This is a genomic window from Sphingomonas sp. Root710, from assembly GCF_001429065.1.
In the GTDB taxonomy this organism is placed as follows: Bacteria; Pseudomonadota; Alphaproteobacteria; order Sphingomonadales; family Sphingomonadaceae; genus Rhizorhabdus.
Genome location: NZ_LMIB01000003.1, coordinates 19,111 through 35,455, shown reverse-complemented (window position 1 = coordinate 35,455; position 16,345 = coordinate 19,111). Strand labels below are relative to the sequence as shown.

At 63.8% G+C, this 16,345-nt stretch carries 11 protein-coding genes and 3 pseudogenes; 2 read left to right on the top strand and 12 right to left on the bottom strand.

The features are described 5' to 3' along the window. Positions 1 to 2 precede the first annotated feature (2 nt). Positions 3 to 878 carry an IS6 family transposase gene (locus tag ASE00_RS09115; protein ID WP_056379599.1) on the top strand — a complete coding sequence of 292 codons (876 nt, stop codon included), beginning with the start codon at positions 3 to 5 and terminating at the stop codon, positions 876 to 878. A gap of 57 nt (positions 879 to 935) precedes the next feature. Here the strand turns inward: ASE00_RS09115 and ASE00_RS24440 are convergent. The 8 genes and pseudogenes from ASE00_RS24440 to ASE00_RS09070 all read right to left on the bottom strand — a co-directional run. Then, positions 936 to 1,644, bottom strand: a 709-nt coding sequence (locus ASE00_RS24440; RefSeq protein WP_414819842.1) for an HpcH/HpaI aldolase family protein, incomplete at its 3' end; no start/stop codon positions are given. A gap of 34 nt (positions 1,645 to 1,678) precedes the next feature. Beyond that, positions 1,679 to 2,608, bottom strand: a complete 930-nt coding sequence (locus tag ASE00_RS09105) for an alpha/beta hydrolase (RefSeq protein WP_235538609.1) — start codon at positions 2,606 to 2,608, stop codon at positions 1,679 to 1,681. Positions 2,609 to 2,688: 80 nt separating this feature from the next. Next, complete coding sequence (locus tag ASE00_RS09100) at positions 2,689 to 2,985, bottom strand: putative quinol monooxygenase (RefSeq protein ID WP_056379593.1); 297 nt, start codon at positions 2,983 to 2,985, stop codon at positions 2,689 to 2,691. 22 nt (positions 2,986 to 3,007) lie between these two features. Further along, complete coding sequence (locus ASE00_RS09095) at positions 3,008 to 4,942, bottom strand: flavin-containing monooxygenase (RefSeq protein WP_056379591.1); 1,935 nt, start codon at positions 4,940 to 4,942, stop codon at positions 3,008 to 3,010. A 362-nt stretch (positions 4,943 to 5,304) separates the two neighbouring features. After that, positions 5,305 to 6,033, bottom strand: coding sequence for an IS21-like element helper ATPase IstB (gene istB / locus ASE00_RS09090; protein WP_056379589.1), 729 nt, complete (start codon positions 6,031 to 6,033; stop codon positions 5,305 to 5,307). Next, on the bottom strand, positions 6,020 to 7,537 hold the full coding sequence (istA, locus tag ASE00_RS09085) for an IS21 family transposase (protein ID WP_056379587.1): 1,518 nt from the start codon (positions 7,535 to 7,537) through the stop codon (positions 6,020 to 6,022). The genes istB and istA overlap by 14 nt, the downstream gene beginning before the upstream one ends. A 104-nt stretch (positions 7,538 to 7,641) precedes the next feature. Further along, a pseudogene (locus tag ASE00_RS24035) lies at positions 7,642 to 8,078 on the bottom strand (IS3 family transposase); the annotation flags it as partial. A gap of 57 nt (positions 8,079 to 8,135) precedes the next feature. Continuing rightward, positions 8,136 to 11,023: pseudogene (locus tag ASE00_RS09070) on the bottom strand (Tn3 family transposase). A 220-nt stretch (positions 11,024 to 11,243) separates the two neighbouring features. On the opposite strand from ASE00_RS09070, the pseudogene ASE00_RS09065 reads away from it, so the two are divergent. Continuing rightward, a pseudogene (locus ASE00_RS09065) lies at positions 11,244 to 11,594 on the top strand (Tn3 family transposase); the annotation flags it as partial. A 467-nt stretch (positions 11,595 to 12,061) separates the two neighbouring features. Here ASE00_RS09065 and ASE00_RS09060 read toward each other — a convergent pair. The 4 genes from ASE00_RS09060 to ASE00_RS09045 all read right to left on the bottom strand — a co-directional run bounded on the left by ASE00_RS09060 (position 12,062) and on the right by ASE00_RS09045 (position 16,342). Then, positions 12,062 to 12,256 (bottom strand): hypothetical protein, encoded by a 195-nt coding sequence (locus ASE00_RS09060; RefSeq protein ID WP_200957916.1) that lies wholly within the window; start codon positions 12,254 to 12,256, stop codon positions 12,062 to 12,064. A gap of 159 nt (positions 12,257 to 12,415) precedes the next feature. Then, positions 12,416 to 14,341, bottom strand: a complete 1,926-nt coding sequence (locus ASE00_RS09055) for an AMP-binding protein (RefSeq protein ID WP_056379582.1) — start codon at positions 14,339 to 14,341, stop codon at positions 12,416 to 12,418. 31 nt (positions 14,342 to 14,372) lie between these two features. Further along, a complete protein-coding gene (dmpG, locus tag ASE00_RS09050) occupies positions 14,373 to 15,404 on the bottom strand; it encodes a 4-hydroxy-2-oxovalerate aldolase (RefSeq protein WP_056379580.1) in 1,032 nt (343 codons plus the stop codon). After that, entirely contained in the window at positions 15,401 to 16,342 is a 942-nt protein-coding gene (locus ASE00_RS09045) for an acetaldehyde dehydrogenase (acetylating) (RefSeq protein WP_056379578.1), read from the bottom strand. The genes dmpG and ASE00_RS09045 overlap by 4 nt, the downstream gene beginning before the upstream one ends. Positions 16,343 to 16,345: the final 3 nt, after the last annotated feature.

The following is a 16,345-nucleotide window of genomic DNA, read 5'->3' as shown; positions in this document are numbered from 1 at the left end:
CGATGACGGATTTCAAGTGGCGCCATTTCCAGGGTGATGTGATCCTGTGGGCGGTGCGCTGGTATTGTCGCTATCCGATCAGCTATCGCGACCTTGAGGAAATGCTGGCGGAACGCGGCATTTCGGTCGACCATACGACGATCTATCGCTGGGTCCAGYGCTACGCCCCGGAGATGGAGAAGCGGCTGCGCTGGTTCTGGCGGCGTGGCTTTGATCCGAGCTGGCGCCTGGATGAAACCTACGTCAAGGTGCGGGGCAAGTGGACCTACCTGTACCGGGCAGTCGACAAGCGGGGCGACACGATCGATTTCTACCTGTCGCCGACCCGCAGCGCCAAGGCAGCGAAGCGGTTCCTGGGCAAGGCCCTGCGAGGCCTGAAGCACTGGGAAAAGCCTGACAAGCGGGGCGACACGATCGATTTCTACCTGTCGCCGACCCGCAGCGCCAAGGCAGCGAAGCGGTTCCTGGGCAAGGCCCTGCGAGGCCTGAAGCACTGGGAAAAGCCGGCCACGCTCAATACTGACAAAGCGCCGAGCTATGGTGCAGCGATCACCGAATTGAAGCGCGAAGGAAAGCTGGACCRGGAGACGGCCCACCGGCAGGTGAAGTATCTCAATAACGTGATCGAGGCCGATCACGGAAAGCTCAAGATRCTGATCAAGCCGGTGCGCGGTTTCAAATCGATCCCCACGGCCTATGCCACGATCAAGGGATTCGAAGTCATGCGAGCCCTGCGCAAAGGACAGGCTCGTCCCTGGTGCCTGCAGCCCGGCATCAGGGGAGAGGTGCGCCTTGTGGAGAGAGCTTTCGGCATTGGGCCCTCGGCRCTGACGGAGGCCATGGRCATGCTCAACCACCATTTCGCAGCAGCCGCCTGATCGGCGCAGAGCGACAGCCTACCTGTGACTGCCGCCAATCTTTGCAACAGAGCCCGNCCTCGGCACTGACGGAGGCCATGGACATGCTCAACCACCATTTCGCAGCAGCCGCCTGATCGGCGCAGAGCGACAGCCTACCTGTGACTGCCGCCAATCTTTGCAACAGAGCCCGCATTGCCAGTAGGTCGGGGTGCTGAACATTGCCCTCCAGTCCAAGCTCCATCGAGAGATCGAAGGGGCCGAAGAGCAGGCCGTCGAAGCCGCACTCGCTGGCGATGGCTTCCACGTTCGCAACGCCAGCCCTATCTTCGATGATTGCAAAGACGAGCACATCCTCATCTGCTTGCCGGTACTCGCTGCTCCAGTTCTGCGTTCGATGCCCAAAGGCGCGTCCGCAAGGGCAAGCGCCGCGGGTGCCCGCCGGTGCAAAACGAGTAGCGGCAACGACAGCCTTGCCTTGCTCGACGGTACTGACCTTGGGCACCATCACGCCGCTGGCACCCAGGTCCAGCACGCGCTGGATGAAAGTCTCCTCGTGGTTCGGCACACGAACGATTGAGTCGATGCGGGCGGCGTCTGCAGCGCGGATCAGGTCGCGAAGATCCCCGAGATCGAAGCCGCCATGTTCGGCGTCGATCCAGGCGAAGTCGTATCCCGTATATCCGACGATCTCCACGATGTCCGGGCTGGCGAGCTGAACAGCCACCCCGTAGGAGGTCTCCCCGCGGAGCAGGTTTTCACGGATGCGGCGTTGGGCGGGCTTCATGTCGCTGTTCCTCCGGGAGGGTCTGCCGTTACATTCAAACAGACATCGATCTTCGCAGCGCCTCCTCGCTGTCTCTCAGCGCACGCGACGAGACGCTTGCGCCGGCAATCAGCTCGAACCCGTGATAGGCACCCGGATAGACATGGAGTTCGACAGGAACGCCGGCGCGGGTCAGTCGTCTCGCATATTCGAGATTTTCCTCGAAGAAGAGGTCAAGCGTGCCTACGGATATGAAGGCAGGCGGAAGGCCGGAAAGGTCAACCGCGCGTGCAGCCGCAGCATAAGGTGGGACATCGCCACGGCCGGGCGCCGTGCCGAGCAGTGACGTCCAGCCAAATCTGTTATGCTCCCGCGTCCAGACGAATTCACCGGCATAGGGATGATCGTCGGCCAACGTGCAGGTTCGATCGTCGAGCATCGGCTGGATCAGATGCTGGAACGCGATGGCGGCCTCGCCTCGATCACGCGCAAGCAGCGCGAGCGCAGCCGCCAGACCCGCGCCGGCACTCTCGCCCATGACGCCGATCCGATCACGATCGATGCCAAGGCTATCCGCCTCCGCATGGAGCCATTTGAGCACGGCATAGCAGTCCTCAAGAGCACCAGGGTGACGGGTCTCCGGTGCGAGGCGGTAGTCGACGGAAAAGATTGCACAACCAAGAGCGGATGCCAGTTTCTCGTTTGCCGCGGCCACCATCGTTGGCGAACCCAGAACATAGCCGCCACCGTGGATATGGAGCACGGCCGGCAGCCTTCCCTGGCGATTCGCCGGACCGAAGACGTGGACAGGCACCGGCGGCCCCTGCGGATCGCGAACGCAGTCGACCTTTACGATCTGGCCGGAATGCTGAGCTGCCGACGACGTCATTTCGTCGAGCTGCCGTCGCACTTCGGCCAGTGGCGTGCTCCCGAAAGACAGCGGCGGAAACAACTCGACGGCTAGCGCCAGCTCTGGATCGATCAAGTGCCGGCTCGTCAAAGCTTATCCCTCTCCCTTGAGAAGTGGTATGTGACTTCGCTTGCTTGCGCTCCGGAGGCGCATCCCTAAAAATAGCGCGCCGTGAGCTCGAAATGATAGAAATCGGATGGCTCGGCAAAATAGGGCGCGACAAGCGCCAGGCAGCGTTCGCCGACATCTGTCTCGCCCAGCGCGGCATGGGATTCGACACTGTCCCAGTCGACGTGAAGATAATAGTTGGCCGGGTTTTCGAATTCGCGGCAGAGTCGCATCCCATGGCAGCCGAGAGAATGGCGAATAAGCTCGGCACATTCGGCCACCGCCGCTTCGAAGCCGTCCTTTTGGGCGGGTTCGATCGTGATCTTTCTAACTTCGGTCAGCATAGTGAAACTCCGGCACGACCTTCTATTTTACATTGTAATCGTCCATCGTCGTCCTTGAGAGCCAATCGAAGTAGACCGATGGCTGCCATGGCGAGTTGATACCGGGCCGGCCGTGCTCATTTACATAATAAGATATTTCACCATAATCCGCATAGATGCACTTGGCCATCTCGTCGTCGAGCGACTTATTGAATTCTTCATACACCTCTGGCTTTACGCTCATCGATGTAATGCCCTGCTCGATCATCTTGACGATGGCGCGCACCGAGTAGCGCGACCATAGTTCAAGCCATTTTATGAGCCCGCCACCGGCGTTGGCCTGCGCATTGGGTCCATAGAGCATGAAGAGGTTGGGAAAATCAGGGGCAGTGATCCCGAGATAGGCCCGCGGCCCGTCCTTTTTCCACGCCTCCTCGAGCGTCAAGCCGTTTCGGCCGTGATATTGGACCGGCCAAAGATACCGATTGGCCTCGAACCCCGTGCAAAGAATGACCAGGTCGAGTTCACGATGCGTGCCATCAACGGTTTCGATGCCGGTTTCAGTAAAGCGCTTGATCCGGTCGGTGACCAGATCGACATTGTCGCGGTCCAGTGCGTCGTAGAAGCCGCTGTCGACAACCGGGCGCTTGGTCCAGGGTGGGAAATCCGGAATCAGTTTCTTGACCAGGTCCGGCCTGTGCCCGAGTTTCGATCGAACATATTCGATGTTGAATTCCCGCATGGCGTCGTTGCGACGGCTGACGGTTCCCCCCTGCTCCTGCCATCCACGATCATATTTGAACAGGTCCTCGAACGCGCCGCCGATGGTCAGGAAGTTCGCGAAGCTGAACCAGTTCCAGTAGTTCGGAAAGTGATCGAACAGCCACTGCACGTCGTCGGGGATCGTGGCGAGGTAACCGTCGAGCGGCGACAGCCACTGCGGAGAGCGTTGGAAGACAGTCAAGTGCCCCGCGCGCTGAGCGACCGTCGGCATCAACTGGGCCCCGGTCGCGCCGACGCCGATCTGACCTACACGCTTACCGGAATAATCATAGCTATGGTCCCACTGGGTCGTGTGGAACATCTTTCCACGAAATGCCTCGATACCCGGAATGTCGGGAAACTTTGGAGCATTGAACAAGCCCACACTGCTGACGACTGCATTTGCGACGAGTTCTTGCGGACCATCAGCTGTGTCGACGGATAGACGCCACGAGCTGGTCCCTTCATCCCAGGTTGCCGACTTCAGCTCTGTATCGAAGCGCATGTTGGGCCTGAGATCATAGCGATCGATGACCTCCGCGATATATTGCATCAGCTCGTCGCGCGTGGCGAAGTAGTGCTTCCATGGGTATTTCTTCATGAAAGACAGCTGATATTGATGGCTGGTGATATCGACGCGCGCGGCTGGGTAGTCGTTGGTCCACCAGGTTCCGCCCGGACCGCTGTTCCGATCGATCAGCGTATAAGGCACGCCGAGACGGGAGAGCTGGATCGCCGTTGCCAGCCCGCCGAAGCCAGCGCCGACGATGACCACCCGGAAACGGTTCTTTGCTTCGGCACTGGGCTCGTCATTCCATTCCACGCCCAGTGGAAACTCGTCTTCAACCAGGTCTACTTTACCGAGCTCGAACGTGTAGTCGCTGACTGGCTCGCCCTTGAGCAGGCTCATCATCTGCCTGAGTTCCGCCGGCGATGCCTGACCGTGCTCCATGGGCGCACCGCGCTTCAGGAAGTCCAGCGCCTTCTGCTTCAACGTTGGAATATGTTCGTCCAGCAGGGTCGGCACCTCATAGGCGCCGCCCCAGAGCGGGGTCAGGCTGAGCCCCATCTGGGCCAGTTCCGGATCACGCGTCGCATGATAGAGCGCAATGCGCAGGGCGTTTGGCTGAGCATGATCGAGCGCGGCCCGGACCTCGTCCTCCGTCTTCCCGAAAATCAGGCCTTCACTGGAACCGGAGTGAGCTACGCTTGCCATCAACCCTCCTGAAGAATTACACGCGCTGATCGCGACATCGTTAGGGCTTAGTACCGGAAGGAGGCCCTGACGCCGTAGGTCACCGGCATGCCGGCGTAGCGAACGATGGCTTCCAGATACGCGTTCTGTGCTGTCCTGTCAACCGGCGCCGAAAGTTGACCCCCTATCGGCGTCCAAGATTGACCCCAGCTATGGGCTGCGTGGCGGTTATCCCGGTAGTCCATAGGAGGGACCCGCGGACGCCGCTGCGCGCCGTCAGGAGCGCTGGCGGCGGCGTCCGTGGGAGGTGCCTGTGGACCCACCGGGTTAACCGCCGGGGATGGGGGTCCGGGGGAAGGGGTTTTGCCCTGGCGGGTTGAGCGTCAGCTGCGGTTCTTGAAGCGCCAGCTGTCGTTGCCGGTCTCGATGATGTCGCAGTGGTGGGTGATGCGGTCGAGGAGCGCCGTGGTCATTTTGGCATCCTGGAAGACGCTCGGCCATTCTCCGAAGGCGAGATTGGTGGTGATGATCACCGAAGTCTTTTCGTAGAGCTTGCTGATCAGGTGGAACAGCATCTGCCCGCCCGAGCGGGCGAAGGGCAGGTAGCCCAGCTCGTCGAGCACGACGAGATCGAGCCGGGCGAGCTGGGCGGCAAGGCTGCCTGCCTTTGCCTGGCGGGCCTCGTCCTCCAGGCGGTTGACCAGGTCGACGGTGTTGAAGAACCGCCCCCGTGCGCCTGCCCTGACCACGGCAGCGGTGATGGCGAGCGCAAGGTGCGTCTTGCCGGTGCCTGTGCCACCCACCAGCACGATGTTGCGCCGTCCAGGGAGGAACGAGCCGGTATGCAGCGAGCGCACCAGTCCCTCGTTGATCGGCGTGTTGTCGAACACGAAGCTGTCGAGATCCTTGATCGCCGGCAGCTTTGCCGCGGTCATGCGGTAGCGGATCGAGGCTGCTTCACGATGTGCCGTCTCGGCGCGGAGCAGGTCGCCCAGCATCTCCATGATCGTGCGCTCGCGACGGATGCCGTTGGTGACGGCATCGTCGAAGGCCGCGATCATGCCCTTCAGGCCCAGCGTCTTGAGCGCCGCCACTATCTCATGCCGCTGCATCGAGGCCTCGCAGGCTGTCATAGCGGGCGCAATCGGCCACCGGGGGATGACGCAGGTGCAGGTCGACCACCACGTCGATGGAACCGGCAGGCTGCGGCTCACGGCGCCGGGAGAGGATGTTGAGGATCACCTCGTCATTGACCGTGCTGGCCGCCAGGGCTTCGCGCACGGCGGACTCCACGGCCTCGATCCCGTCATCGGGAACAGCGGCCAGAACGCGCACGAAGCGCCGGTCGGCGTCGTCCCCCTTGCCCAGCCTCCGTCGCAACTGCGCCAGAGCCGGTGGCAGCTCCCAGTCCTGGAAGGGGGCGCCATTGCGCAGGGCGCCGGGCTTGCGGGCCAGAACCGGAAGGTAATGCCAGGGATCAAGGACCGTCTGGCTGCGCCCAAAGACGCGTGCATGTTCGGCAACGACAATGCCGCCGCAGCGGATCACGATCCGGTCGGCATAGGAGCGCACCTGCACCACCTGTCGCGCGGCACGGGCCATGACCGAGTATCGGTTCCGGTCGAACGAGACCAGGCAGGTGGAACTGGCGACGTGCTCGCTCTCGAAGAAGCCGTCGAAGGGCGCTGGCAGGGGCTGAAGCATCGCCTGCTCCATCTCCAGCGCCTGCGCGACCGTGGTCTCGTCGAGGTCGGGATGCATGTTGCGTTCGGCCCAGCGCCGGCACTCGGCCTCGAGCCAGGCGTTCAACTCCTCGATGCTGGCAAAGCGCAGGCGCGGCTTGAACAGGCGCTCCCTGCTGGTCTGGACCTGGTTCTCGACCTGCCCCTTCTCCCATCCCGCCGCCGGGCTGCAGGCAACCGGCTCGACGCCGTAGTGGTCGGTCATGATCAGGAAGCGGCGGTTGAACACCCGCTCCTTACCGGTGAACACGGTCGTCACCGCCGTCTTCATGTTGTCGTAGATCCCGCGCGTGGGAACGCCGCCGAAGAACGCAAAGCCTCGGGAATGTGCGTCGAACACCATCTCCTGGCTCTCGCGCGGATAGGCCCGCACGAACGGCGCTCGTGACCAGCACAGCCGCATATGCGCCACCTTCACGCGCATCGGCTTGCCAGCGATCTCCACATCCTCGTGGCTCCAGTCGAACTGATAGGCCTCGCCCGGGCGAAACAGCAGCGGAATGAACACCTTGCTCATATCGCCAGCATCGACGCGCCGCTCGCGCGACCACCGGGCTGCATAGCGGCGCACTGCATCATAGGAGCCGGTGAAGCCCTCCCGCTGCAGCAGATCATGGATCCGCGTCAGGCGCAGCCGGTCGCGACGGGGCAGTTCCTCGTTCTGCACCAGCAGCTGCTCGAGCCGCTCGCGAAATGGCCCCGTCTGTGGTCGCGGGCGGTCCTTGCGCTGCTGATAGGTGAACTCCGCTTCCCGCGCACGCAGCGCCTTGCGCACCGTGTTCCGCGACAACCGAAGGTCCCGCGCAATCGCCTTGATCGGCTTACCGTCCCGAGCTTCCCGCCTGATCCGAAAGATCGTCTCCACCACCAACATCCCTGTCCCCGCCGTCCGGAAAACCAAAACGGCGGCGCCTCACACCATGGAATGAAGGGGTCAATTTTAGACGCCGATCACCCCGCCAAGGGGGTCAATTTTGCACGCCGCTCCACATTCAGGCCCTCCCGCCGCCAGATCCGCTCGACCACCGACAAGCTGACTTGCCAGCCGGCACGCTCCAGGAGCGCATGGATGCGCCTGTAGCCGTAGCGGCCGTAATCCTTGGCGAGTGCGATGATGTCGGCGGTCAGCCGTTGCTCGTCGGCATCATCCTTGAGCGTCCAACGCTGCGTCGAGCGGTGCTGGCCGAGCACGCGGCAGGCCCGCCGCTCCGACACCGGCAGCATGCGACGGACCTGCGCGATCGCCTCGCGGCGACGGGAGGGACCTAGAAATTTAGCTTGTTGGCCTCTTCAAGGATCGCCTTGTCGAGCGCTAGATCAGCAACCAGCCTCTTCAGCCTGGCATTCTCGCGCTCGAGATCCTTCATCCGCCGCGCCTGATCGACCTTCAGCCCGCCATATTCCTTGCGCCACCTGAGCGCGTTGCGTTGGTTGTGCGCCCAGTTACGCTAAACGCGAACACATCGTGAACGTTAGGCGACCCGCCGCTCGCGCGGCAGGTTGAGCGGCCGTCGGCCTGATGGCAGCCTGGCGGCGCGCTCCCAGAGGAAGTCACCCGAAAAGCCGATATGCTCCCATTCCACCGGCGAAGTGTGGGCGAGTAAGGGGTCGGGTGCAGCTTCGCCGTGGCGACGGAGATGCGCGACTGCATCGGCGATATAGGTCGAGTTCCAGTAGACGATGGCGGCGATCACGAGATTGAGCCCCGAGGCCCTGTATTCCTGTGCCTCGCGCGAGCGGTCGGTGATGCGCCCCTGCTTGTAGGTGCAGACGGCGCTGGCGAGAAAGTGGCGCTGTTCGGACTTGTTCAGCCCGGCATGGCAGCGGGCTCTGAGGGCCGGCGTCTCCATCCAGTCGATCATGAACTCGCTGCGGACGAGCCGGCCAACTTCCTGGAGTGCGAGGTCGAGCTGGTTCTGGCGCTCATAGGCGGCCAGCTTCTTCAGCATGGCCGAGGGGGCGACAACGCCCGCCTTCAGCGAGGCGACCAGCCGGATGATGTCACTCCAGTGCTCACGAATGAGTGCCACCTTGATCCGCTTGCCCATGATCGGCTTCAGACCCGGGTATCGGGACGGCGGCTCGACGCAGGCAAGCCGTCGGTCAGGGAAATCGCGCAGGCGCGGGCAGAAGCGAATACCAAGCGCGTCGCAAAGGAAATGCACATGGTCCGAGCTGCCGCCGGTATCGGTATAATGCTCGGCGACGGCGAGAGCGGTGCCATGATGCAGGAGCCCATCGAGCACGTAGGGCGCCTCATACTCGGCTGCCGACATGCTGATGCTGCTGTAGGGGCCGTGCTGGTCCGAGGTGTGGTATAGAAACAATAACCCGGTTCAATACCATGGCGGGCGTTGAACTCGCCTGCCGCTTCGCCGCGCTTGCCCGACCGGAAGAACTGCCCGTCCGAGCTCGAGGTGGTGCCGTCACCCCAGACACGGGCGATCGGCAGCCGATGATGCGCATCGATGATCCTGGCAAGTGCCGCCCTGTAGGTCTCCTCCCGGATATAGGCATCGCGCGTCCAGATGAGTTGGTCACGGGTGACGCCATGGCTGGCGTCGGCCATGCGCGACAGCCCGAGGTTCGTCGCATCCGCCAAGATGACGGCGAGCAGTGCGTTCTCGTTGTCGCATTGCTGTTGGGTACGGAAGTTGGTGAAGGCGGCGAGAAAGCCGGTTTCGCGCGCCACCTCGTGCAGGAGTTCGGTGACGCGGATGCGCGGCATCAGGGCGCTGATGCGGTCGGCAAGCGCGTCCGCGTCAGGCAGCCTGTCGGCACGCACCGGCGTGATCGACAGCTTGCCACCTTTGAGGGTCACACCCTCGAGCGTGCCGCGCGACAAGCGGTGAGAAAGCCGCTTCAGTCGCCAGTCGAGGTGGCGCTCCTTGGTCTCCAGCCATTCATCGGCGCTGGCTGGCAGGCCGAGTTCGGCTGCGATCGGCAGCGCATCCTTCAGGGGCAGGAGATAGCTGTCGAAGCAGCGGTAGCTCGCCGAACGCTCAACCCAGACATCGCCCGAGCGCCACTTGTTGCGCAGATGGGCGAACAGCGCCGTTTCGTAGAGCCGGCGATCGATCGTGCCATCAGCGCCTGTGACAAGCTTTCGCCATTCCTTCTTGAACGGCATCGGTGCGTTATCGGGCACCTCACGCCTGCCCGATCTGTTCATCTCGCGGAGCGCGCTCACTGCGGCGATTGTGCGATCATCGGCGCGGCTGGCCTTGAAGTCGATGGCCTCGAGCAGCATCGGCCCGTACTTTCGAAGCGTCGCCCACCGATCGGCGGCACGGACCAGCGGATCCTCCTCAGCCAAGTCGACGATGGCAGCCGCCTCCGGTTTGGCGGCGAACAGCTTGTCTAGCCCGACTGCGACATCGATCGCGGCAAGCACGTCGCTCCTCTCCTTCACCGCTGTCTCGACGGCGACCGCGGTGCCGTGCAGCAGGCGCATGAGACGCCCAACGTCACGCGAGGTGGCGGTATAGCTTCTCTCCCGGGCATTCTTGCCGCGCGAAAAGCTTGCGCCGATGAGGCGATCGGCCATCGCGAGCGTGGCATCGGTCAGGCGCTGCTCGAGGTCCAGCAGTGTTGCGACGAGGATGGCGCGGCGGCGAAGTGGCGTATAGCGCTCGAGCGCATAGGCAGGCGTCGAGCGGCCCTCGCGTACAAGGCCGCGGAGCCGGTCTGGATGGATGCGGTCGGCGGCCGCAGGATCAAGGGCAAGGTCGCGCACCATGCGCAGCTTGTCGAGAAGTTCACGGACGTGGAGGGGCTTGGGAGCGGACGGCAGATCCTTTGCCCATGTGAGCGGTACGCGGCCGGAGGTGGGATCGACGATGAGCAGAGCGTCGAGCTTGGCGATTGTCTCCTCCGCCAGCCCCTTCAGAAGCGTCTCGGCTGCTCGCGTCCGGGCACGGGCACGACCGGCAAGTCCGGCACGCTCGATGGTGTCGGCGGGCGGCAAGATGATGCCGTTGTTGCGCAACGAGGCGATCACGCCTTCGACGATCGGCAACCCTCTGTCGGTCGACCATGCCGCTTGTGCGGCGGCCTCAATCATTAACGGCAGGTTGCCCTTGGTCGACGGCCGAAGCCCGAGCCTGCGCTCGAGTTCGCGGGCATGGCCGGAGGCGGTCGGCAGCCGAGCTGCATAGGCGGCAAACGCCACCGGCTCGATCTCGAGCTGCTCCGCGATATAGGCGACCAGTGCCGCCGCGACGCCACCCACGAGCGACAGGCTGACGCCGGGATGACGCAGCAGCACGAGTTGGATGGCAAAGCCGAGGCGGTTGGCGTCCCCGCGACGCGTGGCGATCAGCGCCAGGTCATGCCGGTCGAGGGTGTAGAGCCGAGCCAGCGCGTCCCGATCGGCTGGTACGCCGAACAGAAGACTCCGCTCCGCATCGCTCAGCAACGATCGCCTCGCCATCTTCTACCCCCTTCTTAACATCGCAGATCAGGGTAGCCAGAGGAGAGTTAATGGCGCGTCGCTGCAACCTGAGGAAGGCAGGCCTTGGTCATGGCGTTCTCACAACGTTCGCCCCTGCGGTAACTGGGCGAGCACCTAACGCTAAGCCCTCAACAAGGGCGAGGCACGCTATTCACTTGCCCAGGCCGTGTTCGCCCATAAGCAGGGGCGCCTGCGCGATCGTACGTTTGAAAACCAGGCGCTCAAGGCCTCCGGGCTCAACCTGGTGACGGCAGCGATCGTCTACTGGAACACGCTCTACATAGGTCGGGCGGTCGAACATCTGCGCGCGCATCGCGAAATGGTACCGGACGGGCTGCTGAAGCATGTCGCGCCCCTGGGCTGGCGGCACATCAGCTTGACCGGTGACTATCTCTGGCAGGATGTCGCGGGCAGCGTGGACGCCGACGGATATAGGCCGCTCAACGTTGCCGAGAGTCGAAACGGCTTGGCTGCATAACGCCGTCCATGTGCTGCCGACGCCGATATGTTCGCGCTTCGTTCAAGATGGCGCTGTCGGTGTGACAAAACTTGAAGTGTCCCCATCCCGACGATCAACGGCTTGAACTGCATGTCTCATCCTCATTTATTCGCACGCTCGCTATAAAGTGGCTTAATGCAAGCCGGCACTGTCCGAGTTCGAGATTGTGCGGTACGTCGGGCCGGGCCAGCGCTCGTTGAGGCGAAGGCAGCGTCGGTCAGGGTAATGTGGGCCCGTCTAAGTGAAAATTTCTAGCAGACCCTTCCCCGCTCGCGGTCCTCGATGGCTGCGGCTACCCCCAAGTTTGCGCAGCAGATCTGGCGATGGAAAACGATCGCTGCTGGAGGCCCCGGAGATCGCGACGCTGTCCGGATCGCGGACAGGGGCGCAAGCAGCGCCGGTCCTCGGACATTCCTCTATCACCAATTACAACCTGTGGGCCAATCCTACGGCAGGGTTACGTAACGTGCCCGCATCCGCTCGGCTGTTAGCACGCGGACCGGCGTGCCCTTTCGAAGCTTGCGCCAAGTGGTTTCGCTCACTCCATAGGTCACCATGATCTGCTCGGCTGTGGCCGCGGGGAGCTTGGACCGGAATCGTGCGACTTCGTCCTCCGTCACCACGATCATGTTAAGCGCCATCATATCCTCCTTTAGGTCATTAGCCCTCGACGGTACCCACTCGCACTGCTGGCTTGCCGCCGCGCGCGGTAAGCACCCATTATAGAGGCTGACAGTGGAACAGGCCCTCGTCACGATCACTTCCGCGGCTGTTATGATCAGCTCACGCTTTGGCTCAGCTCATTGGACCTGCGTCGCTGCAATTCCATAGCCGATCTTCGCGAGTGCAGACCGGACTGCGGCCATCGCCTTCGGATCATCGATGGTTGCAGGCAGGGTGACATCTTCGCCATCGGCGATCCGCCTGATCATGGCACGCAACACCTTGCCTGAGCGGGTCTTCGGCAGCTGCTGCGTGACCGTCACCGACTTGAAGGCTGCGACCGGCCCGAGTTCGTTACGAACGCGCTCGACGATTTCGCGACAAATCAGGTCATCCGGCCGATCCACGCCCGACTTGAGCACCGCCAATCCGACGGGCACCATACCCTTGAGCGCGTCGGCCGCGCCGACCACGGCGCATTCCGCGACATCGGGATGCGCCGCGATGATCTGTTCGATGCCGCCCGTCGAGAGGCGGTGGCCGGCGACGTTGATGATGTCGTCGATACGACCCATGACGTGCACATAGCCATCGGCGTCGATGATGCCCGCATCCCCGGTCGTATAATAGCCCTGATGCGCCTCTAGATAGGAGGAGCGGAAATGATCAGGTCGCTGCCACAGCGTCGTGAGCGCACCCGGCGCGAGCGGAAGGCGGATCACGATATCGCCGGCCTCGCCGACCTGGACCGGCTGGCTGTCCGGACCGAGCACCTCGAAACGATTGCCGGGCACCGGCCGGCCGGCGCTGCCGTGGCGGATCGTCCTATCGCCAAGGCCCAGGCAGGTCGCGAGCGCCGGCCAGCCCAGCTCCGTCTGCCACCAGTGATCGATCACCGGCACGCCGAGGATATGTTCGGCCCAGGAGAGCGTATCCGGATCGGCACGCTCGCCCGCGAGGAAGAGGGCGCGAAGCCCGCCGATGCCGTCGCGCGCGACATGGCTGCCGGCGGGATCGTCGCGCTTGACGGCACGGATGGCTGTGGGCGCGGTGAAGAGGACGCTCACGCCGTGATCGCGGACCACGCGCCAGAACGCGCCCGCATCGGGCGTCCCGACCGGCTTTCCTTCGTACATGACCGTGGTGCAGCCGCAGAAGAGCGGACCATAGACGATATAGCTGTGGCCCACCGCCCAGCCGATATCGGATGCGGCCCAGAAGGTTTCTCCTGGATGTACGCCGTAAATGGCAGGCAAGCTCCAGGTCAGCGCGACGGCATGGCCGCCATTGTCGTGCACCACGCCCTTGGGGATGCCCGTCGTGCCGGATGTGTAGAGGATGTAGAGCGGGTCCCCCGAGGCGACAGCGACGCAGCCGACCGCCGGCGCGCCGGCCAATTGCTCGGCCCAGTCGAGGTCGCGGCCGGGCTTCAGCGCCGCATGGCATTGCGGTCGCTGCAGCACGATGCAGTGGCGGGGCTTGTGCGTCGCGAGCGAAATCGCCTCGTCGAGCAGCGGCTTGTAAGCCACGACGCGACCGGGCTCCAGCCCGCACGAGGCGGCCATCACCAGCACCGGCGCCGCATCGTCGATGCGCTTTGCGAGCTCGGCGGCAGCAAACCCGCCAAAGACGACCGAGTGAACGGCGCCGAGGCGGGCGCAGGCAAGCATGGCGAACACGGCCTCGGGCACCATCGGCATGTAGATCAGGACGCGGTCTCCGACGCCGACGCCGTGGCTGGCCATCATGCCTGCGACGCGCGCCACCTCATCCAACAAGTGCGCATAGGAGAAGCGCTGGACGGCACCCGTCATCGCGCTGTCGTGGATCAGGGCGATCTGCGCGCCGCGCCCGGCCGCGACATGCCGGTCGACCGCGTTGTAGCAGCTGTTGAGCCTGCCGTCCGGGAACCAGTGCCAGGTTCCGTCCGGCTCGGCATCAGCCGTACGGGTCGGCGTAACCGTCCAGTCGACCGCGCGCGCAGCCTCCATCCAGAATTCTTCCGGCTGATCGATACTCCGCCGGTAGACCTCGGCATAGCTGCCCGTCTCGAAGCCACTCATCCTGGTATCCTCCCCTAGAGCCTGTCCGTTGTCAGGCTACGCGGCCGCGTACCATATCCAGCGCGACGTCGGTGATCATGTCTTCCTGTCCGCCGACCATCTTCCTGCGTCCGAGTTCGACGAGGATGGTTCGGGTATCGAGGCCATGCTCGACGGCTGCCTTCTCGGCGTGGCGCAGGAAGCTCGAATAGACCCCGGCATAGCCCAAGGTCAGCGTCTCGCGGTCGACGCGCACCGGCCGGTCCTGGAGCGGGCGCACCAGCTCTTCCGCTGCATCCATCAGCGCGAACAGGTCGGTGCCGTGTTGCCAGCCGTAGACATCGGCCGCGGCGATGAAGACTTCAAGCGGGGCGTTGCCGGCGCCCGCGCCCATGCCGGCAAGGCTCGCATCGACCCGGACCACGCCGTTCTGCACCGCGACGATGGAGTTGGCGACGCCGAGCGACAGGTTGTGATGCGCATGGACGCCGCGCTGCGTCTCAGGTCTTAGCACCCGGTCATAGGCCTGGAGGCGCGCGGCATAGCCGTCCATGGTCAACGCACCGCCCGAGTCGGTGACATAGACGCAGTGGGCGCCATAATCTTCCATCAGCTTCGCCTGCTGCGCCAAGGCGTCCGGCTCCGACATATGGCTCATCATCAGGAACCCGGACACGTCCATGCCGAGCGACCGCGCATATTCGATATGCTGCCTGGCAACATCGGCCTCGGTGCAGTGCGTCGCCACGCGCACCGAGCGCACGCCCATCTCATAGGCGTGGCGAAGGTCATGGACGGTGCCGATGCCGGGCAGCAGCAGCGTGGTGAGCTTCGCGTGGCTGATGACCTCGGCCACCGCGCCGATCCAGTCCCAGTCGGTGTGCGCGCCGAAGCCGTAGTTGAACGAGGAGCCCGAGAGACCGTCGCCGTGCGCCACCTCGATCGCGTCGACCTTCGCCAGATCGAGCGCGCGGGCGATCGCCTTCACATGATCAAGGCCGTACTGGTGGCGGATGGCGTGCATGCCGTCCCTGAGCGTCACGTCCTGGATGTAGAGCTTGCTGGCTTTGGGATCGAAGCTCATGCCGCCATCCTTTCGCGCTTGCGGATCGCGATCTTCTCGGCGGTCTTCAGGGCCGCCGAGGTCATGATGTCGAGGTTGCCGGCATAGGCCGGCAGATAGTGGGCGGCGCCCTCGACCTCGAGGAAGACGCTGACCTTGAGGCCGGTGAACTCGCCGTCCATCTCGGGGATGCGCAGCGGGCGGTTGGAGCCGATATGCTCGAACTGCACCTTCTGCTTCAGCCGGTAGCCGGGCACGTACTTCTGGACCTCGGCCACCATCGCCTCGACCGAGGCGGCGATCGCCTCCTGGTCCGCATCGTCGGTGAGGCAGTAGACGGTGTCGCGCATGATGAGCGGCGGCTCGGCAGGATTGAGGATGATGATCGCCTTGCCGCGGTCGGCGCCGCCCACCTTCACGATCGCCTGGCTGGTCGTCTCGGTGAACTCGTCGATGTTGGCGCGCGTGCCGGGCCCGGCCGACTTCGAGGCGATCGACGCGACGATCTCGCCGTAGCGCACATGCGCCACCCGGTTGACCGCCGCCACGATCGGGATCGTCGCCTGCCCGCCGCAGGTCACCATGTTGACATTGCCCTCGTCGAGGTTGGCGTCGCCGTTCACCGGCGGGATCGTGTAGGGGCCGATGGCGGCCGGCGTCAGGTCGATCACCGTCTTGCCGTGCGCCCTCAGCACCGCGTCATGATGCTGGTGCGCGCCCGCCGAGGTGGCGTCGAAGACGATGTCGATGTCCTTGAACCCGGGCATCGCGACCAGGCCGTCGATCCCCTCGGCGGTGGTGGGCACGCCAAGGCGCTCCGCGCGCCTCAGCCCGTCCGACCCCGGGTCGATGCCCACGAACGCGCCCATCTCGAGCACCTCGGACAACCGCATCACCTTGATCATCAGATCGGTCCCGATGTTGCCCGAGCCGATAATGGCGACCTTGGTCTTTGCCATGGA

Excerpts from the sequence above, each read along its gene's own strand:
- ASE00_RS09100 (WP_056379593.1), bottom strand. The coding sequence starts at position 2,985 with ATGCTGACCGAAGTTAGAAAGATCACGATCGAACCCGCCCAAAAGGAC.
- ASE00_RS09055 (WP_056379582.1), bottom strand. The coding sequence starts at position 14,341 with ATGAGTGGCTTCGAGACGGGCAGCTATGCCGAGGTCTACCGGCGGAGT.
- ASE00_RS09095 (WP_056379591.1), bottom strand. The coding sequence starts at position 4,942 with ATGGCAAGCGTAGCTCACTCCGGTTCCAGTGAAGGCCTGATTTTCGGG.
- ASE00_RS09045 (WP_056379578.1), bottom strand. The coding sequence starts at position 16,342 with ATGGCAAAGACCAAGGTCGCCATTATCGGCTCGGGCAACATCGGGACC.
- ASE00_RS09060 (WP_200957916.1), bottom strand. The coding sequence starts at position 12,256 with ATGGCGCTTAACATGATCGTGGTGACGGAGGACGAAGTCGCACGATTC.
- istA (WP_056379587.1), bottom strand. The coding sequence starts at position 7,537 with ATGTTGGTGGTGGAGACGATCTTTCGGATCAGGCGGGAAGCTCGGGAC.
- dmpG (WP_056379580.1), bottom strand. The coding sequence starts at position 15,404 with ATGAGCTTCGATCCCAAAGCCAGCAAGCTCTACATCCAGGACGTGACG.
- istB (WP_056379589.1), bottom strand. The coding sequence starts at position 6,033 with ATGCAGCGGCATGAGATAGTGGCGGCGCTCAAGACGCTGGGCCTGAAG.